Annotated in this window: 24 protein-coding genes and 2 pseudogenes; 9 read left to right on the top strand and 17 right to left on the bottom strand. The window is 73.7% G+C overall.

What is annotated here, in order from left to right; translation table 11 throughout:
• Nucleotides 1–20: 20 nt before the first annotated feature.
• The 6 genes and pseudogenes from ABT336_RS18525 to ABT336_RS18500 all read right to left on the bottom strand — a co-directional run bounded on the left by ABT336_RS18525 (nt 21) and on the right by ABT336_RS18500 (nt 4,089).
• Nucleotides 21–293, bottom strand: a complete 273-nt coding sequence (locus tag ABT336_RS18525; protein ID WP_350897851.1) for a DUF4235 domain-containing protein — start codon at nt 291–293, stop codon at nt 21–23.
• 272 nt (nt 294–565) lie between these two features.
• Nucleotides 566–775 (bottom strand): annotated as a pseudogene (locus tag ABT336_RS27555) (DUF3618 domain-containing protein); the annotation flags it as partial.
• Nucleotides 772–1,206 carry a phage holin family protein gene (locus tag ABT336_RS18515; RefSeq protein ID WP_350897849.1) on the bottom strand — a complete coding sequence of 145 codons (435 nt, stop codon included), beginning with the start codon at nt 1,204–1,206 and terminating at the stop codon, nt 772–774. The pseudogene ABT336_RS27555 and the gene ABT336_RS18515, both read right to left, overlap by 4 nt.
• A gap of 266 nt (nt 1,207–1,472) precedes the next feature.
• Nucleotides 1,473–2,723: a mechanosensitive ion channel family protein gene (locus tag ABT336_RS18510; protein WP_350897848.1), complete on the bottom strand. Its 1,251-nt coding sequence runs from the start codon at nt 2,721–2,723 to the stop codon at nt 1,473–1,475.
• Nucleotides 2,724–2,804: 81 nt separating this feature from the next.
• A complete protein-coding gene (locus tag ABT336_RS18505) occupies nt 2,805–3,629 on the bottom strand; it encodes a DUF1206 domain-containing protein (protein WP_350897847.1) in 825 nt (274 codons plus the stop codon).
• Nucleotides 3,630–3,723: 94 nt separating this feature from the next.
• Nucleotides 3,724–4,089: a hypothetical protein gene (locus ABT336_RS18500; protein WP_350897846.1), complete on the bottom strand. Its 366-nt coding sequence runs from the start codon at nt 4,087–4,089 to the stop codon at nt 3,724–3,726.
• Between the two features lie 146 nt (nt 4,090–4,235).
• On the opposite strand from ABT336_RS18500, the gene ABT336_RS18495 reads away from it, so the two are divergent.
• On the top strand, nt 4,236–5,318 hold the full coding sequence (locus tag ABT336_RS18495; RefSeq protein WP_350897845.1) for a PQQ-dependent sugar dehydrogenase: 1,083 nt from the start codon (nt 4,236–4,238) through the stop codon (nt 5,316–5,318).
• Nucleotides 5,319–5,385: 67 nt separating this feature from the next.
• Here the strand turns inward: ABT336_RS18495 and ABT336_RS18490 are convergent, their stop codons facing one another.
• Complete coding sequence (locus ABT336_RS18490) at nt 5,386–6,882, bottom strand: glycoside hydrolase family 3 protein (RefSeq protein ID WP_350897844.1); 1,497 nt, start codon at nt 6,880–6,882, stop codon at nt 5,386–5,388.
• 214 nt (nt 6,883–7,096) lie between these two features.
• Between ABT336_RS18490 and ABT336_RS18485 the strand changes: the two genes are divergently transcribed.
• Nucleotides 7,097–7,222, top strand: a complete 126-nt coding sequence (locus ABT336_RS18485) for a hypothetical protein (protein WP_350897843.1) — start codon at nt 7,097–7,099, stop codon at nt 7,220–7,222.
• A 97-nt stretch (nt 7,223–7,319) separates the two neighbouring features.
• Here the strand turns inward: ABT336_RS18485 and ABT336_RS18480 are convergent, their stop codons facing one another.
• Entirely contained in the window at nt 7,320–8,141 is an 822-nt protein-coding gene (locus ABT336_RS18480; RefSeq protein WP_350897842.1) for a PH domain-containing protein, read from the bottom strand.
• A gap of 69 nt (nt 8,142–8,210) precedes the next feature.
• On the opposite strand from ABT336_RS18480, the gene ABT336_RS18475 reads away from it, so the two are divergent.
• From ABT336_RS18475 to ABT336_RS18465, 3 genes are all read left to right on the top strand, one after another.
• A complete protein-coding gene (locus tag ABT336_RS18475; protein ID WP_350897841.1) occupies nt 8,211–9,845 on the top strand; it encodes a RecQ family ATP-dependent DNA helicase in 1,635 nt (544 codons plus the stop codon).
• Between the two features lie 86 nt (nt 9,846–9,931).
• Nucleotides 9,932–10,456, top strand: a complete 525-nt coding sequence (locus ABT336_RS18470) for a hypothetical protein (protein WP_350897840.1) — start codon at nt 9,932–9,934, stop codon at nt 10,454–10,456.
• 122 nt (nt 10,457–10,578) lie between these two features.
• Complete coding sequence (locus ABT336_RS18465; protein ID WP_350897839.1) at nt 10,579–11,607, top strand: AraC-like ligand-binding domain-containing protein; 1,029 nt, start codon at nt 10,579–10,581, stop codon at nt 11,605–11,607.
• Between the two features lie 140 nt (nt 11,608–11,747).
• Here the strand turns inward: ABT336_RS18465 and ABT336_RS18460 are convergent, their stop codons facing one another.
• The 8 genes from ABT336_RS18460 to ABT336_RS18425 are packed head-to-tail and all read right to left on the bottom strand — an operon-like array spanning nt 11,748 to nt 20,451.
• Nucleotides 11,748–12,731: a DNA topoisomerase IB gene (locus ABT336_RS18460; RefSeq protein WP_350897838.1), complete on the bottom strand. Its 984-nt coding sequence runs from the start codon at nt 12,729–12,731 to the stop codon at nt 11,748–11,750.
• Nucleotides 12,715–13,671 carry a glycosyltransferase family 9 protein gene (locus ABT336_RS18455; RefSeq protein ID WP_350897837.1) on the bottom strand — a complete coding sequence of 319 codons (957 nt, stop codon included), beginning with the start codon at nt 13,669–13,671 and terminating at the stop codon, nt 12,715–12,717. Before ABT336_RS18455 ends, ABT336_RS18460 begins: the two co-directional genes overlap by 17 nt.
• Nucleotides 13,668–14,369: an SDR family oxidoreductase gene (locus ABT336_RS18450; RefSeq protein ID WP_350897836.1), complete on the bottom strand. Its 702-nt coding sequence runs from the start codon at nt 14,367–14,369 to the stop codon at nt 13,668–13,670. The genes ABT336_RS18455 and ABT336_RS18450 overlap by 4 nt, the downstream gene beginning before the upstream one ends.
• Complete coding sequence (locus ABT336_RS18445; RefSeq protein WP_502891202.1) at nt 14,366–15,808, bottom strand: PfkB family carbohydrate kinase; 1,443 nt, start codon at nt 15,806–15,808, stop codon at nt 14,366–14,368. Before ABT336_RS18445 ends, ABT336_RS18450 begins: the two co-directional genes overlap by 4 nt.
• A gap of 11 nt (nt 15,809–15,819) precedes the next feature.
• Entirely contained in the window at nt 15,820–16,572 is a 753-nt protein-coding gene (locus ABT336_RS18440) for a D-sedoheptulose-7-phosphate isomerase (protein ID WP_350897834.1), read from the bottom strand.
• Nucleotides 16,572–17,789, bottom strand: coding sequence for a glycosyltransferase (locus ABT336_RS18435; RefSeq protein ID WP_350897833.1), 1,218 nt, complete (start codon nt 17,787–17,789; stop codon nt 16,572–16,574). Before ABT336_RS18435 ends, ABT336_RS18440 begins: the two co-directional genes overlap by 1 nt.
• Entirely contained in the window at nt 17,774–18,751 is a 978-nt protein-coding gene (locus ABT336_RS18430) for a glycosyltransferase (RefSeq protein ID WP_350897832.1), read from the bottom strand. The genes ABT336_RS18435 and ABT336_RS18430 overlap by 16 nt, the downstream gene beginning before the upstream one ends.
• The gene (locus tag ABT336_RS18425) at nt 18,748–20,451 is read right to left on the bottom strand and encodes an HAD-IIIA family hydrolase (protein ID WP_350897831.1); all 1,704 of its coding nucleotides are present in this window, start codon (nt 20,449–20,451) and stop codon (nt 18,748–18,750) included. The genes ABT336_RS18430 and ABT336_RS18425 overlap by 4 nt, the downstream gene beginning before the upstream one ends.
• A 212-nt stretch (nt 20,452–20,663) precedes the next feature.
• Here ABT336_RS18425 and ABT336_RS18420 point away from each other — a divergent pair, with 212 nt between their 5' ends.
• From ABT336_RS18420 to ABT336_RS18410, 3 genes and pseudogenes are all read left to right on the top strand, one after another.
• Nucleotides 20,664–21,101, top strand: coding sequence for an SRPBCC family protein (locus tag ABT336_RS18420; protein WP_350897830.1), 438 nt, complete (start codon nt 20,664–20,666; stop codon nt 21,099–21,101).
• A complete protein-coding gene (locus tag ABT336_RS18415; RefSeq protein ID WP_350897829.1) occupies nt 21,098–22,099 on the top strand; it encodes an SDR family oxidoreductase in 1,002 nt (333 codons plus the stop codon). The genes ABT336_RS18420 and ABT336_RS18415 overlap by 4 nt, the downstream gene beginning before the upstream one ends.
• An 83-nt stretch (nt 22,100–22,182) precedes the next feature.
• Nucleotides 22,183–22,944 (top strand): annotated as a pseudogene (locus ABT336_RS18410) (polyprenol monophosphomannose synthase); the annotation flags it as partial.
• A gap of 454 nt (nt 22,945–23,398) precedes the next feature.
• On the opposite strand, the gene ABT336_RS18405 reads toward ABT336_RS18410, so the two are convergent.
• Entirely contained in the window at nt 23,399–25,000 is a 1,602-nt protein-coding gene (locus ABT336_RS18405; RefSeq protein ID WP_350897828.1) for a phytoene desaturase family protein, read from the bottom strand.
• A gap of 72 nt (nt 25,001–25,072) precedes the next feature.
• Here ABT336_RS18405 and ABT336_RS18400 point away from each other — a divergent pair.
• The coding region (locus ABT336_RS18400; RefSeq protein ID WP_350897827.1) for an aldehyde dehydrogenase family protein at nt 25,073–25,375 on the top strand (303 nt) is incomplete at its 3' end.

The raw sequence follows: 25,375 nt of genomic DNA, 5'->3' as shown, positions 1-25,375 counted from the left end.
GTCTTCGAGAGGGGTCGAGTTCAGTCCGGCCACTGGCCGGTGATCCGCCGTACCCCCACTGCACCACCGCGGTCGACGGCCGCCCGGACGACCGAGAAGATCGCACCCTGCAGCGCCGCCGCAGCCAGGATCTCCACCCAACGGCGGTCCTCGTCGGTCGGGTTCGGTGCGTCACCGTCCCCGGCTGTCAACTTCCAGACCTGTCGGAAGACAGCACCCGCCACCGCACCGGCGGCCAGTCCCATCAACACCCCGACGGGCTTGTAGACGGCCTTGTTGACGCGCCTGCTCACCTGTTCCTCCCCCTGATGACCAACAACACCACCACTGCCGCCACCGCACCGGCGGCGACGGCCGCCCACGGTACGGGGTTACGGCGGACCAGTTCGCCGGTCTCGTGCGCCTGCCCCCGCGCCACCTCGGCGGTGTGCGCCGCCTGTCCGCGTACCCGCGCGGCGGTCGACGACGTCTGCTCGCGTACCCGCCTGCCGGCGTGGTCGGCCGAACCCCTCAGCCGCTCCTTCGCCTGCCCGGCCGAGTCCTTCAACAGCTCCTTGGCGTGGTCGGCGGACTCCTTCACACGCTCCTTGGCGTGGTCGGCGGAGTCCTTCACACGCTCCTTGGCGTGGTCGGCGGAGTCCTTGAGCCGGGCCTTGACGTCGGCCTTGGCCGCCAGCTGCTCGACCGTCTCGCCCAGCTCCATCCGGGTACGCCGGATCTCCGCCCGCAGGGCCTCGGCGTCCCCGGTGCCGTTGCCGTTGCCGTTTGCCGTCATGGCCGCCTCCCGTCCTTCACCGCGGCGCTCACGGTGTCGACGTCCGCCCGGACGCTTGTCACCGCCGCCGCCGGGACCGGCGGCACGGCCTGCTTCACCTGCTTCTTACCGGCCAGCGCGAGGATGCCCGCGACCACGAAGAGCACCACCGCCACGATCAGGGCCGACAGCCAGGCGGCGATCCAGGTCGCCAGGAGCAGGACCACCGCGGTGATCAGTGCACCGAGCCCGTAGAACGCCAGGGCACCGCCACCACCGAAGAGGCCCACCCCGATGCCGGCGTGGCGGCCCTTCTCCGTCAACTCCGCCCGTGCCAGTGTCAGCTCGTCCCGGATCAGCCGGGACACCTGCTCGGTCGCCCGCTGCACCAGTTCCGCGGTGGACGGCTCGGCCCCGGCCCGAGTCGTACGAGAATTCGCCACCTCTGTCATGCTGCCCTCCTTTCACCGTCACCGCGCTGTATGCCCCGACCGGGCACCGGTCAATCCTGGTGGGCAGCAGTCCCCGTCACGGAGCCCGTCAAACACCGATTCCGGGCAGACCACCCGGCAGGTGCAACGCCGACCCGGGCGGGAAGGTCACGACGACCCGGTCGAGTCGGGGGCGCAAACGGGGTCGACGGGCGGACGACGACCCGGGTCGCGTCGGGAGTGGGGAGGTCACGACGACCCGGGTCGCGTCGGGGGACGACAGCGGGTCAGTGGCGGGCCTCGACGCGGCCGTTCGAGGCCTCGGCCAACTCCTCGTGGTGCTCGCCGTCCTCGGCCGGACCGACGAACGCCTCACTGCGGGCGTCACCGTCGTCGCTGCCGCCGAAGAGGCGGGCGTCGTCCGGCGGGCTCGACTCGATCGGGGCGCGGCCGGAGCGGCGGGACGGGCGTCGGATCTGCCCCGACTGCCAGGGCAGGCTGCTGGACTCCTCGCCGACCTCGGCCCGCATCCGGGGCAGGGCGGTGGGCCGCTGGTCGCGTACCCAGGCCACCAGGTGCTCGCGGACGATGCAGCGCAGGTCCCACAGGCTGCCGGAGTCGGCGGCGCTGACCAGGGCCCGGATCTGGATGGTGCCGCCGGTGGCGTCGACCACCTGCAGGACGCAGACCCGGCCGTCCCACAGGTCGGTGCTCTCGACCACCCGACGCAGTTCCTCCCGCATCGCCTGGACCGGCACCGACCAGTCGACGTCGAACATCGCGGTGCCGAGCACCGCCGCCTCGGTCCGGGTCCAGTTCTGGAACGGGGTGCTGGTGAAGTAGGAGGTGGGCAGGACCAGTCGCCTGTCGTCCCAGATCTGCACCACCACGTAGCTGAGGGTCAGCTCCTCGATCCGACCCCACTCCCCCTCCACCACCACCACGTCGTCGAGGCGTACGGCGTCGCTGAAGGCCAGCTGGAGCCCGGCGAAGACGTTGCCGAGCAGGCTCTGTGCGGCGAGTGCGGCGACCACACCGACGACACCGGCACTGGTCAGGACACCGGCACCGATCCCGCGTACGGCCGGGAAGGTCATCAGCATCACGCCGAGGGTCAGCACCACGATCACCGCTATGGTGACCCGACGCAGCATCACCACCTGGGTCCGGACCCGTCGGGCGTGCCTGTTGTTGGGGACGTCGACCCGGAACCGGGCCAGGGCGGTGTCCTCCACCACCACCAGCAGCGAGGTGACCAGCCAGGCGGTGCTGGCGATCACACAGAGCACGAGCAGGTGCAGCACTATCTGTCGCCACGGGGTGCCGACCGCGTACCCGGTGCTGAACCGGACGGCGAACTGCACGGCCAGGACGACCGCCGTCACCTGGATGGACCGGTGTGCGTGCTCGGTGAGTTCACTCAGCAACAGGGAGCGGCGGCCGAGCCGCCGCATCACCCGGTGTGCGACTCCGACGAGCAACAACGCGGCCGTCGCCGCGCCGAGCGCGGCGACGACCGTCGTCAGGTAGTTCTGCACGTGTTCCTCTCCCTCTGCCCGGCTGACCATCTGGGCGCAAAGCCCCCATGGTGCCCGGTAGACCCGGAATCGACCAGGTCGTCAGACCTTGCGGTACCGGGACTGGAGGAAGCAGTAGACGCCGAAGGCGGCGATGCCCAGGGCGACGAGTCCGAGCAGGATGGTGCCGAAGGGCTGGTCCCGCAGGGTCCGCAGCGCGGCGTCCAGGCCCCGGGCCTTCTCCGGGTCGTAGTTGACGGCGGCGACCACGACCAGGACACCGGCGACGGCGAAGGCGCAGCCACGGGCGGCGTACCCGGCCATGCCCAGCTTGCGGGCGAGCTGACGGGTCTTCGCGCTCATCTCACCGGTCTTGAGGTTCTTCTCGAACTTCTTCTTGATCCCGTAGATCGCCTGGCCGATACCGATCCCGGCGACCACCAGGCCGACGAACCCGACCAGCCATCGACCGCCGGTCGACTCCATCAGCTTGGAGGTCATGTCCTCCTGCTGGTCGGCGCTGCTGGAGGAGGAGGCGCTGTTGACGACCTTGTACGCGGTGAAGGCGAACCAGCCGTAGACCACGGTCCGGGCACCCGAGAGGACCCGCTCGACGGTACGGCGCTTGCCCTCCTCGCTGACGTGACCGACGGCGGCCTGGGTGAGCTGCCACAGGGCCATGGCGACCATGCCGACCCCGATGGCGATCACGATGAACTTGCCCATCGGCTGGGCGGCGAGGGTACGGAGGGCCCCCGACTGGTCGCCGTCGTCGGGCGAGCTGCCGAAGGCGATCTGGAGGGCCAGCCAGGCGAACAGCAGGTGCACCACCCCGTAGCCGATGAAACCGGCCCGGGCGAGGAGTTCGAGCCACCGGCTGTTCGCCGTCTTCGAGGCGGTGGCTTCGGCGTTCCGGGTGAGAGACATGGCGCCTCAATCTCCGAATGTGGAGATTCCCAAACGTCTGTGCCGACCGGCCCGGGCGCAGCCGCGTCGGGGCCGGTCGGAGCCCTCCGACGGGTCAGCCGTTGGGGTTGCGGGCGACCCGGATCTGGACCTGTTGGTCGGTGACGCTGTCCAGCGTGACGCTGAAGCCGCCGACCTCGGCGGCCTGCTGTCCGACGGTGAGCGACAGCCGCTCCCCGGCGACCTCGACGGTGACCTGGTCGCCTTCGGCGCCCACGAGTCGGGTCTCGACGCCGAGGATGGTGGCGTGCGCCTCGACGCCCCGTTCGAAGGTGACAGTGCAGGCGTCCAGGCCGCAGTCGGTGGAGGCTCCCTCGGAGCTGCAACCGGCGAGGAGGGCGACACCGAGTGCCAGGCCGGCCAGGAGACCTGCGGCGCGGCGGATGGGGGTGTGGTGGGAGATACCGGTGCGGTTCGTCACGCCGCTCAGCGTACGAGACCGAGGCGACCCCGAACAGCATCCAAGATCCTCCTCCGGGTCGACAGTGGAGTGAGCTGCCCGTCGAGCACCGACGTCCCACGGTCGGCGGGCGGGCGGAGGCCGGCGGGGGCGGATAGGGTCGGGCGATGGGGGAACGACCGCAGGTACGCCGGGGACGGATCGTGCTCGCCGGGGCGCTGACAGTGGTGATGGTGCTCGTGGTGGGCGGCGCGGCGTACTGGCGGGGGTGGTTCACCGACCCGTCGGTGGCCGACCCGCCGCAGGTCGACCCGGCCGGGTTGGAGACGGTGCTGACCGGGCTGGCGGCCCCCTGGGGGGTGGCCTTCCTCCCGGACGGCTCGGCCCTGGTCACCGAGCGGGACAGCGGGCGGCTCCTGCGGGTCGCCGGGAACCTCAGCGGGGAGGTGACCCGGGTCCCCGGGGTGGTCGCCGGCGGGGAGGGGGGCCTGCTGGGGGTCGCGGTCGCCGACAGCTACCCCGAGGACGGCTGGATCTACCTCTACCACACCGCCGAGGAGGACAACCGGATCGTCCGGACGACCCTTGAGGGGGGCACCCCGGAGCCGGTCCTCACCGGCATCCCCAAGGCCCGTACCCACAACGGGGGTCGGATCGCCTTCGGCCCGGACGGGATGCTCTACGTCGGCACCGGGGACGCCGGGGACCGCAACAGCTCCCAGGACCGGGACTCCCTGGCCGGCAAGATCCTGCGGCTCACCCCGGAGGGCCGACCCGCCCCCGGCAACCCCTTCGGGGACTCCCCGGTCTACAGCTACGGCCACCGCAACGTGCAGGGGCTGGCGTGGGACTCCACCGGTGCCCTCTTCGCCGCCGAGTTCGGGCAGAACCGGTACGACGAGCTCAACCGGGTCGTTCCCGGCGGCAACCACGGCTGGCCGGAGGTGGAGGGGGACTCCGACGACGACAGGTACGTCCGGCCGGTGGCCACCTGGGCCACCCACGAGGCCTCCCCCAGCGGCATCGCGATCGTCGACGACACCGTCTACGTGGCCTGTCTGCGCGGGCAGCGGCTGTACCGGATCGGCACCGACGGGCAGGGTGCCGAGTCGCTGCTGACCGGCGAGCACGGGCGGCTGCGCCACGTCGAACCCGCCCCGGACGGCTCCCTGTGGGTGCTGACGAACAACAGTGACGGGCGTGGTGCCCCGGGGCCGGACGACGACCGGATCCTGCGCCTGGAGCTTTGACCGGTCCACAGCTCCCGGCGAGGTGGACCCGGAGCGCCGTCGGCCGCACCCGGGGCCGATGCCGCCCTCAGGTGCGGCCGACGAGCAGTTCGGCCGCCGCACCGGTCGCCACCCGGGTCGCCCCGTGGGTGGCCACGTGCACCCGGCCGACGACCAGGTCGGGCACTCCCAACTCGACAACCACCGCGTCCGGCCGGGCGGCCAGGGCACGTTCCACGGCCGTCCGCATCCACCCGTGCCGGTGCAGGTCCCGGACCACCAGGACCAGGCGTCGACCGGCGGCCCCGACCGTCGGGTCGGCGTGGGGGTCGGACTCGGCGTACCGGACTGTGGTGGTGTCCGGGACGAGGTCTGTCAGCGGGGCACCGAGCCCCCAGGGGGTCTCCGCACCGATCGCGATGTTGCGGGGCGGCTCGAACTCCACCACGTGCACCGGCCCGGCCAGCGGGAGCAGCCCCGGGTCGCCGTCGACTGTGACCCGGAGCGCCCGGCGGGCCGCGACCAGCCCCACCGGGGAGCCGTCGACGGTGGCCGGGGTCCATCCGGACCGGCCGGCCCGTTCCTCGGCGGTCCAGGCGGCGAGCTGTCCGACCCGTCGGGCGGCGTCGGCGAGCCGTTCCTCGGGCAGGTCACCGGCGACGACGGCGGCGACGATGGCGTCGCGGAGCAGCCGGGCGGTCGCCTCGTCGGCGTGTTCGCCGCCGACGCAGATCGCGTCCGCCCCGGCGGCCAGGGCGCGGACGACCGCACCGGTGAGGCCGTACCGCCCGGTGACCGCCCGCATCTCCACCGCGTCGGTGACCACCACACCGGTGAAGCCCAGGTCGTCGCGGAGGACCCGACCGAGGATCCGGTGACTGAGGGTGGCCGGGAAGTCCGGGTCGAGGGCCGGGACCAGGAGGTGACCGGTCATGATCGCCTGCACCCCGGCGGTCACCGCGGCCCGGAACGGCAGCAGTTCGGTGCTCTCCAGCCGGGCCCGGTCGCCGTGGATGGCGGGCAGGTCGTGGTGGGAGTCGACCCGGGTGTCCCCGTGCCCGGGGAAGTGTTTGGCGCAGGCGGCCACCCCGGTGGACTGGAGTCCGCGTACCCAGGCGGCGGTGTGCCGGGCGACCAGGGCCGGGTCGGCACCGAAGGCGCGTACCCCGATCACCGGGTTCTCCGGGTCGGAGTTGACGTCGGCGTCGGGGGCGTAGTTGAGGTTGATTCCGGCGGCAGCGAGTTCCCCGCCGAGGTCCCGGGCGACCGCCTCGGTCAGCGCCGGGTCGTCGACCGCCCCCAGGGCCAGGTTGCCGGGCCGGGAGCTGCCCCGGGCGGACTCGAACCGGGTGACGTCCCCGGCCTCCTCGTCGATGGCGACCAGGACGTCGGGGCGCTCCGCCCGCAGGGCGGCGGTCAGGGCGGCGACCTGTTCGGGGTCGACGACGTTACGGGCGAAGAGCACCACAGCGCCGAGGCCGTCGCCGACCCACCGGCGCACCCAGGGGGGTGGGGTGGTGCCCACGAACCCCGGTTGCAGAACGGCGGAGGCCAGGGCGGTCAGGCTGACGGTGGGGGCGCTCACGCGGCCACCTCCCGGGCCCAAGGGTGGAGTTCCGACGTGCCGACTGTGCAGGTCAACTCGCTCATGCGCCTCGCCCATCCCCCGTCTCTGCTCACACCGCAGCAGGCCCGACCGCCTCACGGCCCTGCCATGTTCACACCGGGACCGGAAATAGTCAATAAACCTTACTGTTAGCCGGTGGCCGTCCCCGCACCGGCCGTGGCAGAGTTCCACCATGGAACCCACCACCCTCGCCGACGCCACCAGCGCCGCCGACATCCCGGGCGTACGCCTGCTCGGGCTCGTGGTGGGCGGTCTGCTGCTGTTCGCCGCGATCAAGGCGATGTTCGGCCGCCGGTGACCCCGACGCCGGCCCGACCCTGAGGTGCGGTGCGACCCTGAGGTGCGGTGCGACCCTGAGGTGCGGTGCGACCCTGAGGTGGGGTCCGACCTTCAGGTCACCGCAGGCCGAGGGTACGGCGCAGCCGCAGGTACCCCTGCGGGGTGCCGATCCCGGCCCGCTCGTCGGGGTGGTCGACGTAGTACCGCAGGACGTCGGCGAGGAACCCGACGCGCACGGCCAGGGTGTCCCCGTTGACGCGGGGCCGACGCCGTGGGCTGATCATCAGCCCCCGCTGGACGACAAGGTCGGGGCGGGACACCACAAGACTCACCGACCGGCCGGAGGGCGGCAGCGGGCCACCGGGGGCGAGGGCCGCCCAGGGGATCACCCGGGACCCGAGGAGGTCCCGCGCCTCGACGCCGGTCGGGGTCAGGTCGACGCGCGGCCGGGACCGGAAGACCCCGACGACCTGGGCCATGACCACGACGGCGACCAGGAGGACGAGCAACGACAGGTCGATCAACAAGATCGTCTCGGCGGCGCCCTCGTCCCACCGGGACCGGTCCACCAGGGACGTGGTGATCGCGGTGACAAGGAGGACCTGACCGGCGCAGAGCCAGCCGGCCACCCGACTCGGCCCGGCCCGCAAGGCGGTCACCCCGGGCCGGAGGTCGACCACGCCGAGCCGCGCCGACCCGCCTCCGGAGGCGAGGAGGACGGCACCGAAGGCGACCACCGCCAGCAGGTACGGAACCCCGCCGATCCAGAGCGCCGAAGCCAGACCGGTCGGCACCCACCAGATCTGAGCCGCCACCCAGCCGACAGCGAACAGGTCGGCCACGCCGACCACCCACCGGTTCGCCGAGGTGGCATCGGTTGCCCGCTCGGGGCTCTCGGCCGCAGCACGGCCGCCCTCGGGGTCGGCGGCAGTCGTCACCGGGACATGATGGCACCCGGCGGGTGGACGGTTTCGGTGCAGGGCGGTCAGGGTACGTCCCCGGCCACCATGAAAGCGTCGAACCCCCACTCCACGACCCTGCGCCGTGCGGCCCGCAGCCTGTTCGGCTGGACGCAGCTGCGCCCCAACCAGCTGGCCGCGATGCGGGCGGTGATGAAACGCCGCGACGCACTCGTGGTGTTGCCGACCGGTGCGGGCAAGTCGGCGATCTACCAGATCCCGGCCAGCCTGATCCCGGGTCCGACGGTGGTGATCTCTCCGCTGCTGGCCCTTCAGCAGGACCAGATCGCGGCCCTCAACGAGCGACAGCGACCCGAGCTGCGGGCGGTGCGGGTCAGCTCCGACGAGTCACCGACCCAGCAGGCCGAGGCGATCGAGGAGATCCGGCAGGGGCAGGCCGAGTTCCTGTTCATCACACCGGAGCAGCTGGCCAACCCGGACCGGCTGGCCGAGGTCCGGGACCTCGGACCGGCGCTCGTCGCGATCGACGAGGCGCACTGCATCTCCGCCTGGGGGCACGACTTCCGCCCCGACTACCTGGCGCTGGGCCACCTGATCGACGAACTGGGTCGCCCGCCGGTGGTGGCCCTGACCGCCACCGCCTCTCCCCCGGTACGCGAGGACATCATCGCCCGGCTGCGGCTGCGCGACGCCGAGGTGGTCGTCTCCGGACTGGACCGGCCGAACCTGTTCCTCGAGGTGGCGCACTGCCCGACCGAGGACTACCGGTGGCGGCGGCTGATCACGCTGCTCAACGAGGACAGGCGGCCGGGGATCATCTACGTGCCGACCCGTCGGGCCGCCGAGGAGCTGGCCGGGCGGCTCACCGAGGCCGGTTTCCCGTCGCAGTTCTACCACGGGGGGATGGCGACCGGGGCGCGTGCCCAGCTGCACGAGGCGTTCCTCGCCGACCAGGTGCCGATCATGGTGGCCACCTCGGCGTTCGGAATGGGCATCGACAAGCCGAACATCGCCTGGGTGGTGCACATGGCGCTGCCCGACTCGCCGGACAGCTACTTCCAGGAGATCGGGCGGGCCGGCCGCGACGGGGAACCGGCCCGGGTGCTGCTGCTGTGGCAGGCCGAGGACATCGGGTTGCAGCGCTACTTCAGCGGCGGCCTGCCCAACCGCGACGAGTTGCACCAGCTGGCCGCGTTGGTCCGCAGTCGACCGGCGACCCGCAAGGCGTTGCGCGACGCCACCGGGCTCGGCCCCCGCAAGCTGGGACAGCTGCTCGCCCTCCTGGAGCAGGTCGGTGCGGTGGAGCCGCGCAAGCGGCAGCGCATCGGTGCCCCCCGGTACGGCCCCAGGCCCGCCGCCGCAGCCGACGCGGCGCTGGCCCAGGCGGAACGTCAGCAGAGTGTCACCCGGTCCCGTACCGACATGATGCGGGCGTTCGCCGAGACCACCGGCTGCCGGGGGCAGGCGCTGCTGGCGTACTTCGGCGAGCAGATGACCGAGCTGTGCGGGCACTGCGACAACTGTCATGCCGGGACGAGCGTGGCCGAGGTCCGGGACGAGGTTCCCTTCCCGGTGCACAGCCAGGTCCGGCATCCGGAGTGGGGTTCCGGGATGGTGCTCAACTACGAGGACGACCGGATGACGGTCCTCTTCGACGAGGTCGGTTACAAGACGCTCTCCGTACCCGTGGTGTCGGAACAGGGCCTGCTGACGCTCGACTAACCTGAGCCGGCGAGGACGCCTCGCCTGCGGTCGGCGGTCCGCCGTCGACGTCTACCACTGTGCACATCTTCGAGAGGGGCGTTGTCGTGATCGAGCAGCCGGCGTACACCGGGTTCGGTTTCTCCGACGAGGAGTGGGGTCTCCTGGTCGGTCTGCCGCAGGCGGTGCTGACCGCCGCGAGCGCCGCCGAGTCCGACAGCAGCCGCCGTACCCGGGCGGAGGGCGTGGCCGGGATGGAGATCATCTCGTCCGGCCGGGAGTCGGCGATTGCGCTGGTGGCGGCGGTCGCCGGGGAGATCGTCGCCCGGGTCGGGGACCCGGAGGCCGGTGGTGATCTGCCCGGGGTCGAGGTCGAGCTTCCGGTCGTCGCCCCCGCCGACCCGCAGGCCCTCATCGACGACGTCCTCGCCCGGGCCGGGCAGGCTGCGGCCCTGTTGGCGACGAAGGTCGACGAGGGGCAGGCCGGGGCGTACAAGCACTGGTTGGTGGAGATCGCCGACCAGGTGGTGGGGGCCGCGCCGACCGGGGGGATCCTCGGGCTCGGCGGCGAGCAGGTGAGCGACTCGGAGCGTCGGTTCCGGGACCGGCTCGCCCAGATCCTCAACGACTGACCGCACCGGACCCGTCGGGGCCCCTCGTCACCGCGACGAGGGGCCCCGACCTCTGGTCTCCTCCCGTCACCCTGGGTGATCGGTAACGATTGACGGAGGCCGACGGGGAGGCAGAGACGCCGATGTTGCACACCACTGTCGTGGACACCCGGCGGCTGCCGACCGCCGACCGGTTCGACATGTGGCTGGAGACGGTCTCCGGCAGTTCGGCGAAGCTGCGGATCCGGACCGAGCACTCCGCCGACTTCACCGCCCGGGCGGTCTTCACCGACCTGGGCCCGATCCGGTTGGCCCGCCACGACTACCCCTCGCTGACCGCCACCTCCCCCGGTCGGCCGGTGGACCGGCGTGACAGGGGCTCCTACCAGCTCGGGTTGACCGTCCGGGGCGGCAGCAGATGCCGCCAGGAGGGGCGCGACAGCACCTTCACCCCGGGTGACTTCACCTTCTACGACTCGGCCCGCCCGCACCATCTCGACCACCACAGCGGTGCCGGCGGACACGCCTCGTCGGTGGTGGTGATCGTCCCGCACACAGCCGTCCCGCTGCCGCCCCGACGGCTCGCCACGCTGCTGGCGGCCCGGATGCCCGGCACCGAGGGGGTGGGCCGACTCCTGGCGCAGTTCCTCGTCGAGGTCACCGACCACCCCGAGCACTACCACGCCGCCGACGCGTCCCGGCTCGGCACCATCGGGCTCGACCTGATCACCACCCTCCTCGGTCGGCACCTCGTCGCCGAGGAGGAGGTGCCCGCCGAGGTACGCCGCCGGGCCCTGTTCAGCCAGGTCCAGGCGTACGTCAGGCGGCACCTCGGGGACACCACGCTCGGTCCGCAGGTCATCGCGGACGCCCACCACGTCTCGCTCCGGTCCCTGCACCGTCTCTTCGAGGCCGAACAGACCACCGTCGCCGCGTACGTCAGGGACCTGCGGTTGCAGCGGTGCCGAGGGGACCTCGCCGACCCGGCGCTGCGGGGCCGGTCGATCGGGTCCATCGCCGCCCGCTGGGGCTTCGCCAGCCCGGCGCACTTCAGCCGGGTGTTCCGGGCGGCCCACGACACCACCCCCCAGGAGTGGCGCAGCCGGCACCTGGATCAGTCACGGATCGGCAAGACGGCGGCATCCACAGTCAAGCGTTCCCGGGCAGACTGACCCGACGCGATCGGCCCGGACCGGAACGTCGCCCGGCCCGGGCCGATCGCGTACCCCCGCCGCAGGCCGCCCGGGTCGGACCGGGCCCGGCGAGTGCCGCCGGACCGGGCAGAGCCCGCCCGGACGGGACGTGCGCCCGGTCAGGCCTGTTCGAGCAGGTCCAACACGGACCGCTCCGCCCCCTCCCGGGGCGTCCCCGGCTCCACCGGCACCACCACACCCTCGTGGTAGAGGTCGACGACCCGGGGGTCCACGTAGGAGGTCCGGGCCACCGTCGGGGTGTTGCCGAGCAGGTCGGCGACGTCCCGCATCACCGCCGCCACCGCCCGCCGACGGGCGGTGACCGACCGCTGCGGGCCGGTGGTGGCCAGGTGGGTCGCGGCCAGGACCGTGGCGTGCCAGGTACGGAAGTCCTTGGCGGTCATCTCCGCCCCGCTGACCTCCCGCAGGTAGCCGTTGACCTCGTCGCTGCGCACGTCACGCCAGGAGCGGCCGTCCCAGTAGCCGAACAGCCGGTCCGCCTGTCGACGTCGTCGCCGCAGGGCCACCAGGACCCGGCACAGCTGCGGGTCCTCGATCTGCCGAACCTGGTCCAACCCGCCCTTGGCCGGGAACTCGAAGACCACGCACCCGCCCCGGGACCGGGCGTGTTCGGGCCGCAGGGTCGCCACCCCGAAGGTCGGGTCGTCCCCGGTGGCGTACTGGTCGCTGCCGATCCGGAACATCCCCATGTCGAGCAGACGGGTCACCGTGGCCAGCACCCGGCTGCGGCTCAGTCCCCGGCCGGTCAGATCCCGGTCGACCCGGTCCCGCAGCTGCGGAAGGCGACGGGCCACCGCCAGGACGTGGTCGAACTTCGCCTCGTCCCGCCTGCGCCGCCACTGTGGGTGGTAGAGGTACTGCCTCCGCCCGGCGACGTCCACCCCGACGGCCTGGATGTGCCCGTTCGGGTACGGCGAGATCCACACCTGCTGCCACGCCGGCGGGATGACCAGGTCCCGCAGCCGGTCCAGCTCGCCGGGGTCGCGTACCGGGTCACCGCCGGGGGCGACGAACGACCACCCCCGGCCGCGCCGGATCCGGGCGTACCCCGGTCTGCCCGGATCGCTACGCCGCAACCGCACCGGCCCCCCGCACCGTCCGTTCCACCTCGTCCACGGCGGACAGCACCTCCTCCACCTGCACCGACACCAACCGCAGGTCGGTACTTTCCCCGTCGGCGGTCGGACAATCCTGCCCGGCGCCGTGCACGACCCGGTGCCACGGCCGCCCCGGCGGGGGACCCCAGACCTGCGGCGACTCCGGGCCGAACAGCACCACCGAGGGGGTGCCGTAACCGGTGGCCAGGTGGGCGACCCCGGTGTCCCCGCTGACCACGAGGCGGGCCTGCGCCACCAGGGCGGCGAGCTCCGCCAGGTCGGTCCGGCCGGCCAGGACCGCCCCGGGGGGCAGCCCGGCCCGGTCGGCCACCCATCCGGCGAGGTCCCGCTCCGCCGCCGACCCGGTCACCACCACCCGGTGTCCCCGGGCCCCGAGGGCGGCGGCCACGGCGGCGAACCGGTGGGCCGGCCACCGCTTCGCCTCGACCTTCGTCCCGGGGTGCACCACGGTGGTCCCGTCCGGCACCGCGACCCCCACCGGCCGCCGCAGCGCCAGGTCGTCCGGGTCGGCCGGGACGCCGTACCGGTGCAGAAGTCGGCACCAGCGGCGTACCTCGTGTTCGGTCCCGTCCCACTCCGGCCCGTCGGTGTGCCCCGCCTCGGGGCAGGAGAAGGCGACCAGCCGGGCCGGGCCGACGGCGGCGAGCAACCGGTGCGAGCGAGGTCCCCGGCCGTGCAGGTTGACGGCGACCGTCGGCGGCGGGCCGGACCAGCAGACGTCGGCGTCCAACCCGTCCAGCGGGACCAGCCGGTCCACCCCGCCGACCAGGTCGACCAGCGGCCCCAGCCAGGCGGGCGCGAGCAGGGCCACCTCCCGGTCCGGGTACGCGGCCCGCAACCCCCGCAGCGCGGGCACCGCAGTGGCCAGGTCACCGACCCCGAGGGCCCGCAACACCAGGATCACGGGTACGACGACTCCTGCTCGGCGCAGACCACCAGTTCCCGCACCGCGCAGCCGGGCGGCTGGGAGAGCGCGAACAGCACCGCCGCCGCCACGTCGGCCGGTTCGTTGAGTGCGGCGTCCGGGCCGGGTCGGTACCGGGCGTCCCGCTCGTCGAAGAAGGCGGTCCGCATCCCGCCCGGGATCAGCAGGGTGACCCCGACGGAACCGGCCAGCTCGGCGGCGAGCGACCTGGTGAAACCGACCACCCCGAACTTCGCCGCGCAGTACGCGGTGGCGTCGGCGACCGCCTTCACCCCCAGCGTCGAGGCCACCGTGACGACGGTCCCCCGACTGGCCTCCAGGTAGGGCAGCGCCGCACGGACCACGGCGACGGTGGCGAGCAGGTCGACGGCGACGATCCGCTCCCAGGTCACCGCCGGGACGTCGACGAGCCTGCCCGGCACGTCCATCCCGGCAGCGGTGACCACCCCGTCCAACCCACCGGCCTGTTCGGCCAGCTCCCGGGTGCCCTCCTCGGCGGCCCGGGTGTCGGCCAGGTCGCACTCGACCCACGGCACCCCGTCGCCGGGGGGCTGCCGGTCCAGCACCAGCGGACGCCCCCCGGCCCTGGCCACGGCGGTGACCACTGCCGCTCCCAGCCCGCTGGAGCCCCCGGTCACCAGGACTGTCGGCCCGGTGCCGGGCGGTGTCACGCTCATCGGTTCCCCTCCACGCCCACCGGGACCGGTCGGGCACCGGCCGCCGCGATCAGGTCGGTGGTGGAACGTCCGTCCAGGTACGGCACCACCACCGTGTGCCCTCCCCACCGGCGCAGGATCCCCGCCTCGGGCAGTGCGGGCTCGTCACCCGCCCCGCAGGCGTAGTCCCCGCCCTTGACCCAGACGTCGGGCCGCAGCCAGGACAGGGTCGCCTCGGGAGTCGCCTCGTCGAAGATCAGCACTGCGTCGACGCAGCTCAACGCGGCGAGGATCCGTGCCCTGTCGGCCTGGGCCACCACCGGTCGGTGCGGGCCCTTCAGCCCCGCCACGCTGGCGTCGGAGTTGAGACAGACGACCAGACAGTCACCCAGTTGACGGGCCGCCTGAAGGGTCGCCAGGTGCCCGGCGTGCAGCAGGTCGAAACAGCCGCCGGTGGCCACCACGGTGCCGCCCGCGGCGCGTACCTCGGCCACCACCGAGGCGACCTCGGCCGTACCCACCCGCTCGGCGACCGGGGGCGGCGGACCGGACGGGGCCGGAGGGGACGACGCCCGGCGGACCGGCGGCGGCAACGCGGTGGCCACTCCCCCGTCGGCGACGTACGCCGACGCGTCGGTCACCGCCCGCTGCACCGCCTCGGGGAGCAGCGCCCCCGCCGACAACGCGATCGCCACGCTCGCCGCGAACCGGTCCCCCGCCCCGCAGGTGTCCCCGTCGGCGTGGGCCGGGCTGGGCACCATCAGCGGGGTCGACCCGGCCGAGCAGAGCAGCGCCCCGTCCCCGCCCAGGGTGACCACCACCGCCCCGGCCCGCCACCGTTCCCGCAGGCTCTGGCCGCCCCGCTCGGCGGCGGCCAACCGGGACCCGCCCGACGGCACCTTCGCCAACTCCCGCACCTCGGACTCGTTCGGGGTGACCAGCCGGGCGCCGGGCACCGGTGCGGGCCCCCGGGGATGCGGATCCCACACCACCGGCGCCCGGGTCGCGGTCAACGCGGCCCGCAGCGCCGGATGCCGGGCCACGCCCCGGCCGTAGTCGCTGACCAGCACCACCGAGGCGCGGGCGATCAGCCGTAGCACCGCCTCACTCGGGTCACCCGGCTCCGGTGCGCCGCCACCCCGGTCGTGGCGCAGCAGCACCCGGCCCCGGGCCCGCAGTCGCACCTTCTCCGGGGTGGGGCCGGCCAGGGGCAGCGGGTGCAGCTGCACCCCGGCGGCGTCCAGCAGGGTGCTCAACCGGGCCCCACCCTCGTCCCCGGAGACACCGGTGACCAGGGCGACCTCGGTGCCGTACGCGGCGGCGAAGACGGCGGCCAGCCCCGCCCCACCAGGCCGGTCGGCGTACGCCGTCTCGTCGAGAACCGGCACCGGCGAGTCCGGACACAGCCGGTTGACCACCCCCTCCACGTCCCGGTCCAGCAGGGTGTCCCCGAGCACCACCACGGGTCCCGTCACTGTCTCCCCCTCCGCACGCCTCGATCGACCGGCCGCTGCGGGCCGCCCAGTTCCACCTCGACCCCGGTCCGGACCGGGGCCACCCCGTCGGACGGGACCGGACCCCGGGACGGTTCGCCGGCGACCGGCTCGGCGACCCGGGCGGCGAGCACCGCCGGCAACGCCTGGTCCACGTACTCGCAGAGCACGTGGGTGGAGACCAGGTGCAGCTCCTGCACCACCTGGCTGTCCGGCGCGTCCACGGCGAGGGTCTCGTGGCAGACGTCGGCCAGCGGATTGGGTGCCGGGCCGGTGAACGCCCAGCACCGCAGCCCGGCGTCCCGCCCGGCCCGCGCCGCGGTGAGCAGGTTCGGGCTGGTGCCGCTGGTCGACATCACCAGCAGGATGTCCCCGGGGCGGCCGTGGGCCCGGACCTGCCGGGCGAAGACCTGCTCGTAGCCGTAGTCGTTGGCGATCGCGGTGATCGCGGAGGTCTCCGCGTGCAGGGCGATCGCCGACAGCGGCTCCCGGTCGTCGCGCAACTTCCCGACCAGTTCGGCGGTGAGGTGCTGGGCCTCGGCGGCGCTGCCACCGTTGCCGGCCACCAGGAGACGTCCCCCCGTCCCCAGGTGCCGGGCCAGGTCCCCACCCCACCGGGCCAGCAGCCCCGCCGACGCCCGGTACGGCACCAGGGCGGCGGCCAGGACGGCCAGGTGGGCGTCGAGCAGACTCGGCGGCGTCTCCCGCCCGGTGACCGGGGCGGCCGACATCAGGCCACCACCCGGTGCGGCCGGTGCACCGCGGCGACCTCGGTGTAGACCCCGACCAGCCGCTCGGCGGTGGCCGCCCAGGAGTACCGGCGGCGGGCCCGTTCCAGCGCCTCGGTGGCGTACGCGAACCGGCGGATCCGGTCGTCGAGCAGCCGTCGGATCGCGGTGCCCAGGGCCTGTGGATCCCGGGCGGGCACCAGGTCACCGGTGACCCCCTCGACGACGGTGTCCTTGATCCCGCCGACCGCCGTGCCGATCACCGGAACACCGCAGGCCATCGCCTCCAGGGGGGTCAACCCGAACGGCTCGTACCAGGGGGCGGCGACGAGGACGTCGGCGGAGCGGTACCAGCGACCCATCTCCTCCCGGGGCACCGCCCCCACCAGCCGGACCCGGTCGGCCACCCCGCACGACCCGGCCAGGGCCCGCAACCGGCGGGCGTACGGGTCGGACTCCAGCAACCCCACCGGCGGCCCGCCCACCACCACGCACTCGGCGTCGGGGACCAGCGCCATCGCCCTGATGACGGTCTGGAAGCCCTTGCGTTCGACGAGCCGGCCGACGGTGAGCACCCGGTGCCGTCCCGGATGCACCTCGGCGGCCGGACCGAGCGGGGCGAAGGTGCCCAGGTTCACCCCCGACGGGATCACCGTCACCCGGGACCGGGGTACCCCGAGGCGGACCAGCTCACCGACCTCGTCGGAGCACTGGGCGACGACCCGGTCCACGGATCTGCCGAGTTCCCGCTCGTAGGACACCCGCCGGGCCGGGCTGGTGTCCTGCACCCCCTGGTGGCGGCGCTTCACCGCACCCAACGCGTGGTACGTCTGCACCACCGGCACCCCGACCCGGCGACCGGCGGCCAACCCCGCCAGCCCGCTCATCCAGAAGTGCGCGTGGATCACCTCCGGCACCCAGTCGCCGCCCCGCCACCTGTCTGTCAACCACTCCCCGAACTGCGCCATGTACGGCAGGAGGGCGTCCTTGGCCAGCGGCTCGGCCGGACCTGCGGGCACGTGCACCACCGCGTACCCGTCCGGGCTGCGCACCGTCACCGGCAGGTCCACGGCGTCCTGTCGGGTGTAGACCCGGACGTCGTGACCGGCGGCGGCGAGCGCGGCGGAGAGCTCCGCGACATGCGTGTTCTGGCCGCCCGCGTCCTCCCCACCGAGGACGGCGAGGGGACTGGCGTGCTCCGAGATCATCGCGATCCGCATAGCTCCTCCTCCAGCAGCCGGTCCCAGTCCGCGAGGAATCGGTCCAGGCCGTAGCGGTCCCGCGCGGCCGTACGGGCCTCGATTCCGGCCCGTCGGGCCGCCACCGGGTCGGCGATGAACCGCCGGGCGGCGTCGACCAGGTCGTCGACCCGGGTGGAGATCGCCCCCGCCTGCGGGGGCACCGCCACGACGGCCTCGGTGGTGGCCAGGGTGACCACCGGCATGCCCAGCGTCATCGCCTCGACCAGGCTCAGCCCGAGCGAGGTCCACCGGCACAGGTGCAGGTACGCCCGCCGACGGGCCAACTCCTCGTGCATCAGGGCCTGGGGTACGTCGTCGTGGCTGGTCAGCCGCTCCTCGGGCAGTCCGAGGTGGGCGGCGAGCCCGGACACTCCCAGGCCGTACACGTCGAGCGGGGCGACGGCGGCGAAGCGGTGCAGCAGGTCGGTACCGGTGACCCGCCCCCGGCGTACCGGTTCGTTGATCACCACGGCGAGCCGGTCCAGTTCCCCGGTCCACTGGACCGCCGGCGCGACCACCCCGTGCTCCACCACGGCGGTCCGGGTGCCGCCGGTGTCCCAGAACAGCTCGTTGAAGTGGGTCACGTGGGCGACCAGGAGGTCGTCCCGGTCGGCCATCGGGTGCCGGGAGTGCGGGACGTCGCCCTCCTTGGGCGTGTTGTGCTCCACGTAGATCACCGGCAGGTCCCGTCCGGGGCGGCGACCCGTCCACTGCTGCGCCAGGTCGAACTCCTCGGGGCGTTGCAGGACCAGCACGTCCACCGGGGCCTCCCGGAGTTCCTCGGGGGTCACCTCGACCGCGCCGTCGGGCCACTGGTAGGTGCGGGCCCGGCCGAGGCCGTACGGGCCCCGGTCGGGTGTGGTGGGAATCAGGTAACGGTGCCGGCCGTGCACGAAGGCAGTGGTCCACGAGCCGTGCACGTGCCACAGCAGGACGTTCATCGGCCACTCCCGCCGCCGGTGGACGCCACCGTCGCCGTCACTGCGGCCACCGCAGCGACGACGGGCGGGCGGGGACCGGGCGGCGGTACGCCGAGCAGGCGTACCGCGTCGACCACCTCCTGCGGGTCGATCCCGGTCAGACAGGGGTGCCCGGGGACGGGGCAGCGGGCGGCGCGGGTGTCCCGGCAGGGGGCGGTGGGGTCGCCGAGGCGTACGGCCGGCACCCGCCAGGGTCCCCACTGCCCGTACGGAACGGTCGGGGCGAACAGACTCACCACCGGTACGCCCAACGCGGCGGCCAGGTGCGCCGGGCCGGTGTTGCCGACGACCAGGGCGTCCGCCCGGGCGATGACTCCGGCCAGGTCCCCCAGGCCGGTGCCGCCTCCCAGGTCCACACCGGTCCCCCCGGCGACCCGGGCTGTCAACTCCCGTTCGCCTGGCCCGCCGGTGACCACCACCCGGTGCCCGGCGGAGGTCAGCAGCCGGACCACCCGGGCCGCCAACTCCGGCGGGCAGGCCCGGGACTCGGCGGCCGAACCCGGGTGCACCACCAGGTACGGCCGTCGTGGCAGCTCGGTCGGGGTCGGTGGCCGGATCCGCAGGACGGGCCGGTCGCCCGGCGGCAGCGCGAACCCGGCGGCGGCGGCCAGGGAGAGGGCCCGTTCCGGTTCCGGGACGCCGGTGGGCACCCGGTGCCGGACGTCGAGGAGGCTGCCCGGGTAGTCGTCGCTGATCGCGCTGATCCGGCCCACCCCGGCCATCCGCAGCAGCAGTGCCAGCGGCAATGCCGACTGGTGGTAGCTGGTGAAGACCACCGCCTCGTCAGCGCCGACCCGGGCGAGCCTGTCGACAAGGCCGGTCACGTCGGCCGGGTCCACCGGGGCCGGGTCCGCCTCGATCCAGGGCAGCGGGTGCTCGACGATCTCGGTCACCCCGGGGAGCAGTTCGGCTGCGGCCCGTCCCCGTGGACCGCACAACAGCACCACCCGCTCGGCGTACGCCGCGACGGCCCGGATCGCCGGGCCGGTCACCAGTACGTCCCCGGCCGAGTCGCTGCGTACCACGAGCACCGTCGCGGCCCGGCGGGGCGCGGCCGACGGGGTCAGCGCCCGCTGTCGGGCGAGGATCTGGTCCACTGCCGTCGACAGGTCCGGGGCCACCCACCCGGCCGCGGCGACCTCCCGGGGGTGGGTCACCGGGGTCGGCACCAGCAGACCGGTGGCCCCGGCCGCCCCGGCGGCGACGACGTCCCGACCGATGTCCCCCACCACCACGCAGCGCTGCGGGACGGTGCCCAGTTCGTCGGCGGCCGACCGGACGAGACCCGGGGCGGGTTTACGGCATCCGCACCCGTCTCCGTCGTCGTGCGGACAGACCTGCCAGGTGTCGAAGGGACCGAGGTGGTCCTCGATCCGCGCGTTGACCCGGGCCAGGTCCCCGACGGTGAACAGCCCTCGGGCCAGACCGGACTGGTTGCTCACCACTCCCAGCCGGAATCCGGCGTCCCGCAGCCGGTCCAGCGCCGCCCGCGCCCCCGGCATCGGCAGCACCCGGTCCGGATCACCGTTGTACGGCACGTCGACGACGAGCGTGCCGTCACGGTCGAAGAGCACCGTGTCGAACAGCCCGGCCGCGTCCCGGTCAGCACCGGCGGAAACCCCGGCTGACCTGCGCTGATCCGGATCACGGTCCTGTCGCACGGGCGGCGGGTTCCCGACGCCCCGCTGAGTAAACGTCGGCGGGTCGGGGGGCGGCGGCCACGCCCCGAACCGTCCTAGGCCCGTCATCCGGACCGTTGCGCGCCTACCCGCTGCCTTCCGGGCCGTTGCGCGCCTACCCGTCGTCGCGCAGAAGCTAACCCGGGTCGGCATACTCCGCCGGTCGGCCGGGTACCGGGAGCAGTGTGGCGATTGTGGAGAAAGTGATCGATGCCCCGCCGGAGCAGGTCTTCGCCGTGCTGGCGGACGGGTGGACGTACAGCGACTGGGTGGTCGGGACGGCGCACATCCGCGACGTGGACGACGCCTGGCCCCGGGTCGGCAGTCAGCTGCACCACCGGGCCGGGCCGTGGCCGTTCTCCCTGGAGGACACCTCGACGGTGCTGCTCTCCGAGCCGCCGTACCGGCTGACCCTGCGGGCCGAGCTCTGGCCCGCCGGGGAGGCGATCGTGGCCTTCGCCCTGGAGCCGGTGGAGGGCGGCCGGACCCGGATCCGCCTCGGCGAGGACTTCGCCGCCGGGCCGCTGCTCTGGGTCCGGACCAAGCTCAACGACATGGTCCTGCACCAGCGCAACAAGGAGACCCTGCGGCGGCTCTCCGACATCGCCACCCGACAGAAGGGCGACCAGTGACGCAGACGGTGGTGGTGACGGGGGCCAGCGCCGGGGTCGGCCGGGCCGTGGCCCGACGGTACGCGCAACGCGGAGCCCGCCTCGGGCTGATCGCGCGCGGGGAGGCCGGTCTCGCCGCTGCCGAACGGGACTGTCGGCGGCTCGGAGCCGCCGACGTCCGGTGCTACCGGATCGACGTGGCCGACGCCGGGGCGGTCCAACAGGCCGCCGACGACGTCGTGCACCACTTCGGCGGCATCGACGTGTGGATCAACAACGCGATGGTGTCGGTCTTCGCCCCGGCCTGGGAGATCTCCGCCGCCGAGTTCCGCCGGGTCACCGAGGTCAACTACCTGGGCACCGTGTACGGCACGTTGGCCGCCCTGCGGCACCAGCGGGCGCACGGGCGGGGCACCATCGTCCAGGTCGGCTCGGCCCTCGCCTACCGGGGGATCCCGTTGCAGTCGGCCTACTGTGCGAGCAAGCACGCGATCCAGGGGTTCAACGACTCCCTCCGGTCGGAGCTGCTGCACGACTGCCCGGGGGTGAAGCTGTCCATGGTGCAGCTCCCGGCGATCAACACCCCGCAGTTCACCTGGGTACGGACCAGGCTCCCCCGGCACCCGCAACCGGTTCCGCCGATCTTCGCCCCGGAGGTGGCCGCCCACGCGGTGGTCTGGGCCGCCGACCACGGGACCCGGGAACTCAACGTCGGCGGTCCGACCTGGCGGACCCGGCTGGGCAACACCCTGTTCCCCGGGCTGCTCGACAGGTTCCTGGCCCGCAACGGGTACGACAGCCAGCAGACGTCCACTCCGGTCGACCCACAGACCTGGCGGGACAACCTGGACGCCCCGGCCGACCAGGAACAGGACCGGGGAGCCGAGGGGGTCTTCACCGATCGGGCCCGACACCGCTCGGCGGCACTCTGGGTGGGGACCCACAAGCCCGCTGTCACCGCCGTGGCCGTCACCGGGCTGGCGGTCCTCGCCACCGGCCTCCGCCGCCGTCTGCGGTAGCGGAGTGGGGAGCCTGACGAAACCGCCACGACCATGTGGCTACCCTCTCTGAGTACCCTGTCGGCAAACCGAGGATGTCCGTCATGATCGAACCCGTGCAGTTGCCGTCACCGTGGCGGGATGTGCGCCTGACCGTCGTGGTCCCCACCTACAACGAGGCGGGCAATCTTCCGGTCCTGGTCGAGCGACTGCTCGCGCTTCCGCTGCCCGGGTTGCGCATCCTGGTCGCCGACGACAACTCACCCGACGGCACCGGCGAGGTCGCCGACAAGCTCGCCGTCGAGCACCCCGACCGGATCCAGGTCGTCCACCGTGCCGGCAAGGAGGGCCTCGGCCGGGCGTACGTGGACGGCATCGGCCGTGCCCTCGACGGCGGCGCCGAGTACGTCGCCCAGATGGACGCCGACCTGTCCCACCCGCCGGAGGCGCTGCCCGGCATGCTCGGTGCCCTGCTCTCCACCCGGGCCGGCGTGGTCATCGGCTCCCGCTACGTTCCCGGCGGCCAGCTCGACGAGGCCTGGCCGCTGTACCGTCGGGCGCTCAGCGGCTGGGCCAACCTCTACGTGCACACCCTGTTGCGGGTCCGGGTCCGGGACCTGACCGCCGGGTTCAAGATCTGGCGTGCCGACGCGCTCGTCGACATCGGCCTGGAGCGGGTCCAGTCCAACGGCTACAGCTTCCAGGTCGAGATGCACTACCTCGCCACCAAGCTGGGGCACACCATCCTGGAGGTGCCGATCCGCTTCGAGGAGCGGCGCGACGGCGCGTCGAAGATGACCACCGCCACGAAGATCGAGAGCGCGCTGATGCCGTTCCGGCTGCGCAGCCGGCACCGCAACATCGACAGCACCGGTGCCCACCCGGTCGAGGTCGAGCCGAACCCGACCACCGGCCCTGCCGTCGTCCCCGGCGACGACACCCCGGCCGCCGTTGCCGCCCCGACCGTCGCCGCCACCCCCACCGTGACGTCGGAATCCACCACGGCCTCGGACACTGCTGCGCCCCCGGACGCCACCGCCCCGGAAACGACCGCCCCGGAGACGACGGCACCGGAGACGACGGCACCGGAGGCGAACGCCGACGAGCCCGTCGAGTCGGCACCGGTCACCGAGGCCAAGCCCGCCACCAACCCGGCTCCCCGGACCCGTACCCCCGCCAAGGCGGGTCGGCCGGCGAAGAAGTCCACCCGGGGCGGCCGGTCCGGCACCCGCCCCTGACCCGTCTCCCTTTGACCACCTGAACCACCCGACCCCGGTGGCCTGCGCGCGGGCCACCGGGTGAGGCCGGGTGGGCGTGGGGTCAGCGGTACAGGGTGTGGTGGGCGGATCGGATCAGTCGGGAGTAGGCGGCACCGGTGAGCGCCCGGTCCCGGGCCATGGCGGCTCGGGCGGCGTTCGACCCCGGTGCCCCGTGCACCCCGCCACCGGGATGCGCCGAAGCGCTGGCCAGGAACAACCTGTCGATCGGGGTGTCCGCCCGACCGAGGCCGGGAATCGGGCGCAGGAACAGCTGCTGGTACGCCGCCGCCGTACCGCCGCCGATCGTCCCGCCCACCAGGCTCGGGTTGTCCCGTTCCATGTCGGCCGGTCCGGCCACGTGCCGCCCCACCACCAGCTTCCGGAACCCGGGGGCCGCGTCCTCCATCACCTCTTCCATCCGGGTGACGTGCTCGGCGATCTCCTCGGCCCGCCAGTTCCGACGGAAGGGCAGGTGGGTGTAGGCCCACAGCGACTCGGTCCCCGGGGGTGAGTGGCTCGGGTCGGCCACGGTCATCTGCCCGGCGAGCAGGAAAGGCCGGCGGGGGACCTTGTTCCGGGCCAGTTTCCCGGCGTAACCGGTCAGCCCGTCGAGGTCCGCCCCGAGGTGTACGGTGCCGGCCCCGGCCAGGGCCGGATTCGCCCACGGCACCGGGGCGGAGAGCGCCCAGTCGACCTTGACGGTGGAGCCGTCCCAGCGGAAGTGGGCCAGATCCTCGACCAGCCGGGGCGGCAGCGCCGCCGCCCCGACCAGGTCCAGGTAGAGGGCGGGGGCGGGAACGTCTGCCACCACAGCCCGACGGGCCCGCCAGAGGGTCCCGCCGTCGGTGCGTACCCCCATCGCCCGGCCCCGGGCGACCAGCACCCGGTCCACCCGGGCCTGGTACGTGACCCGGCCGCCCCGTTCGACCAGCCGGGCGAGGAGGGCGTCGGTGATCCGCTGTGCCCCGCCGGCCGGCACCGGCCAGCCGATCTGCTGGCCGAGCATCGCCAGCAGCCAGCCGTACACCCCGGAACCGGCGTCGTCCGGGGAGAGGTCGGTGTGCAGGGCACAACCGGCGAGCAGCGCCGGTCCACCCACCCCGTCGAAGAGTTCGTCACCGAGTTGGCGGACCGGCACCACCAGTCGGCGGGCCAGCCGCAGCGCCCCGCCGACGTGTAGCCGACGCAGCAACGCCGATCCGCCCCGCACCGGGGGGAAGGGGCTGGTGATGGTGTCGAGCATCGGCCCGGCGACTGTGGACCAGTCGGCGTACGCGTCGTGCCAGCGATCCCCGTCCCCGGGGGCGAACTGTTCCAGGGAGGCGGCGGTGACGTCCGGATTCCGGTTCAGCAGCGCCGCCCGGCCGTCGGGGAAGAGGTGGGCGAGGACGTCGGGGGCGTGTCGCCAGGCCAGGCCGTACCGGTCCAGGTCGAGGCGGCGCAGCACCGGGGAGGCGTACCCGAGGGGGTAGAACGAGCTGTAGAGGTCGCTGAGGTAGCCGGGGGCGGTGACCTCGGCGGAGCGGACGGCCCCACCGGGCACGCCGGTGGCCTCCAGGACCATGACGTCCCAGCCGGCGTCGGCCAACAGGTTCGCCGCCACCAGGCCGTTGTGTCCGGCACCGACGACGACCGCGTCCACGGTCTGGGTGGGGGAGGTCATCGGATCCGGCTACCCCCCGGGCCACCGGGCGAAACGTGTTTGTCCGGCCGGGGCCGGGGCATCCAGCGCCGCATGTACCGGGTTGAGCAGCTCATCGGTGGAGTGTGGGGCGCGGGTGGGGACGGCGGGGACCTGGCGGTCACCGACCCGGCCGACGGGAGGCCGGTCAGCACCGTACCGGTGGCGACGGCCGACGAGGTGGCGAACGCTGTGGCTGCGGCCCGGGGGGCCGCGCCGGGCTGGGCGGCGACCGATCCGGCGCAACGGGGCGAGGTGCTGCGCCGGGCCGCCGACGCGGTGGCGGCCGTGGCGGAGGAGTTGGCCCAGGCCACCACCGCCGAGATGGGCAAGCCCCTCGACGACGCGCGCGGTGGC

The organism is Micromonospora sp. NPDC000207, assembly GCF_040300925.1.
Classification (GTDB): Bacteria; Actinomycetota; Actinomycetes; order Mycobacteriales; family Micromonosporaceae; genus Micromonospora.
Note: the sequence above shows the minus strand (reverse complement) of the source record. Positions and strands in the feature narration are given on the sequence as shown.

Bases quoted from the DNA above. Each gene is read 5' to 3' on its own strand.
- ABT336_RS18515 (WP_350897849.1), bottom strand. From the start codon at position 1,206: ATGACAGAGGTGGCGAATTCTCGTACGACTCGGGCCGGGGCCGAGCCG.
- ABT336_RS18505 (WP_350897847.1), bottom strand. From the start codon at position 3,629: ATGTCTCTCACCCGGAACGCCGAAGCCACCGCCTCGAAGACGGCGAAC.
- ABT336_RS18495 (WP_350897845.1), top strand. From the start codon at position 4,236: ATGGGGGAACGACCGCAGGTACGCCGGGGACGGATCGTGCTCGCCGGG.
- ABT336_RS18485 (WP_350897843.1), top strand. From the start codon at position 7,097: ATGGAACCCACCACCCTCGCCGACGCCACCAGCGCCGCCGACATCCCG.
- ABT336_RS18475 (WP_350897841.1), top strand. From the start codon at position 8,211: ATGAAAGCGTCGAACCCCCACTCCACGACCCTGCGCCGTGCGGCCCGC.
- ABT336_RS18465 (WP_350897839.1), top strand. From the start codon at position 10,579: ATGTTGCACACCACTGTCGTGGACACCCGGCGGCTGCCGACCGCCGAC.
- ABT336_RS18450 (WP_350897836.1), bottom strand. From the start codon at position 14,369: ATGAGCGTGACACCGCCCGGCACCGGGCCGACAGTCCTGGTGACCGGG.
- ABT336_RS18440 (WP_350897834.1), bottom strand. From the start codon at position 16,572: ATGTCGGCCGCCCCGGTCACCGGGCGGGAGACGCCGCCGAGTCTGCTC.
- ABT336_RS18435 (WP_350897833.1), bottom strand. From the start codon at position 17,789: ATGCGGATCGCGATGATCTCGGAGCACGCCAGTCCCCTCGCCGTCCTC.
- ABT336_RS18430 (WP_350897832.1), bottom strand. From the start codon at position 18,751: ATGAACGTCCTGCTGTGGCACGTGCACGGCTCGTGGACCACTGCCTTC.
- ABT336_RS18405 (WP_350897828.1), bottom strand. From the start codon at position 25,000: ATGACCTCCCCCACCCAGACCGTGGACGCGGTCGTCGTCGGTGCCGGA.